Origin of the sequence: Cellulomonas septica (genome assembly GCF_012396155.1) — a bacterium.
GTDB classification, from domain to species: domain Bacteria; phylum Actinomycetota; class Actinomycetes; order Actinomycetales; family Cellulomonadaceae; genus Cellulomonas; species Cellulomonas septica.
In genome coordinates this window covers 1-2,014 of sequence record NZ_JAAXOY010000649.1, presented here as the reverse complement: position 1 = coordinate 2,014, position 2,014 = coordinate 1, and the positions used below count along the sequence as shown (strand labels likewise).

Sequence of the window (2,014 nt, the reverse complement as noted above, 5' to 3'; positions counted from 1 at the left end):
CGCCGGGCGCGTCCGGGCGGGGCGCCTCGACGGGCGCCGTCACGCGCGTCCCGCCGTCGCGGCCAGCAGGTCGACGAGGCCGACGTCCTCCGCGGCGACCCCGAAGGCCCGTGCACGCAGGATCGTCCGCTCGGCCCAGGACAGGTGCGGCTTCGACTCGTTCATCTTGTTGCCGTAGCGCGACGCCGAGACGCCGGACCGGCCGGCCGCCTCCAGGACGTCGGTCGCGTCGGCGTACTCCTCGTGCGTGACGACGGACAGGGCGTGCACCACGGGCACGTGGCTCGGGTGGATGACGGTCTTGCCGGTGAGGCCGTTGACCTTGTCGAGCACGACCTCCCGGATGAGCCCGTCGAGGTCGCGCGTGATGAGGTCGGCGCGCAGCCGGTTCGCGTCGTGCTGGTCGAACGGCGTGTGCCGCAGCTGCGGCTTGAAGAGCCGCTCGTCGCTGCTGAAGTACTCCCACACGGGCCCGGTGACGACGAAGCCGGTGCCGTCCGTGCGGCCGAGGACGTTGATGACGTCGGTGAGCACGCCCGCGACGAGCCGCACGTCCCAGATCGTCAGGTCCCGCCCGCGCCGGATGCCGTACACGCTGCACAGGTCGGTCGCACCGGTGCGGACCGCGAGGACCGACGAGCGGTGCTTGTCGAGCAGCCGCTGCACGCCGAGCAGCGCGTCCTCGCGCGTCTCGCGGTGGATGATCTCGGGCGACTCGATGACGGGCATCGCGAGCAGCCGCACACCCGCGGTCGCGGCGGTGTCGTCGACCGCGTCGAGGAACGCGGCCCCATGCGTCTCGGTGAACTTCGGCAGCACGAAGCCCGACAGGATGCGCGCGTCGTCGCCGAGCGCCGTGACGATCGCCGGGATCTGCTCGGGGTTGCGCACGCGCACGAACACGAACGGCGCGGCGTCCTCGTCGCGCGCGAGCTCACGCAGCTGCGCGACGACGTTGCGCTCGGCCTCCGGGACGTCCGCGTCGGCGACCGCGTCCTCGAGGCACACGACCGAGCTCACCGCGCCCGCGGCCGCACGTCGCACCAGGTCACGGGCCAGGTTCGGACGCGTCCCGGGCATGTAGAGCGTCGCGCCCAGGGCCACCGCGAGCAGCGCGGGCGGGCACGAGCGGCCCAGCGCCTCGGGCGGCCGGGAGAACAGGCGCTCGACGTCCTCGTCGGGCAGGTGCGAGAAGTGGCGCGCGCTCACGCGGCGCCCGGTCCCGGGGGTGTGGTGACCTGCATGTCGACTCCGTCCGTCTGCGGCCCGCCGAAGGGGGTGGTGCGGGGCGCGCGCACACGGTAGCCCAGCGGTGCTACGCGCACGGCGCGTCCAGGTGAACGTCCGGTGCACACCCCTGGTTCCGCGGTCAGGTGAGGGGGGTCCAGGGGTCGACCCACGTGATCGTCGTGAAGCCGTAGGCCAGAGCCGCGTCGCGGAAGGTGCCGTGGACCAGCTCGTCCTCGGCGCGCAGCACGAGCTCGCCCGCGACCTGCGTGATCGACAGCGCGACGAGCACGCCCGACGCGGGCTCACGGTCGAGCGCGACGTCGACGCGACCGCCGTCCGCCGTCTCGACGAGCAGCGCCCCGCCCCACCGCAGCGTCGCCCCCGAGGGCGAGAACGCGAGCACGACGAGCCGCTCGAGCCGACGCACCTGCCGCAGGTCGAGGCGCAGCACGTCACCGTGGTCGCGCGCCGCGACGACGACGTAGCGCGACGTGCCGACCGGCGCGACGGTCAGCCCGCGCGCCTCGTCGAGCACCGACGACTCCCCCGTCGCGAGCCGGTACGCCGCCGCGAGCCGCAGGTCGCCGATGTGCTCCGACACCGCCGCCCGGACGGTCAGCACGCCGATCCCGGACTGCAGCCGGTCGAGCGTGAGCGTCGGGCGGTCGTCGGTGAGCGACGCGCGCCCGCCGGGGGCGAGCCGGTCGGGCGAGTACCCGAGGACCAGGTCTCCGGTCGCGGCGGAGGGACGCGGTCGCGCGGGTCGCGACGGTGCCGCCACGGG

The 2,014-nt window shown here is 74.6% G+C and carries 2 protein-coding genes; both read right to left on the bottom strand.

The window, feature by feature from the left end; translation table 11 throughout:
- Positions 1–39: 39 nt before the first annotated feature.
- A complete protein-coding gene (locus HGA02_RS17705; protein ID WP_168680552.1) occupies positions 40–1,209 on the bottom strand; it encodes an HpcH/HpaI aldolase/citrate lyase family protein in 1,170 nt (389 codons plus the stop codon).
- 160 nt (positions 1,210–1,369) lie between these two features.
- A partial coding sequence (locus HGA02_RS17700) for a hypothetical protein (protein ID WP_168680550.1) occupies positions 1,370–2,014 on the bottom strand: 645 nt, incomplete at its 5' end.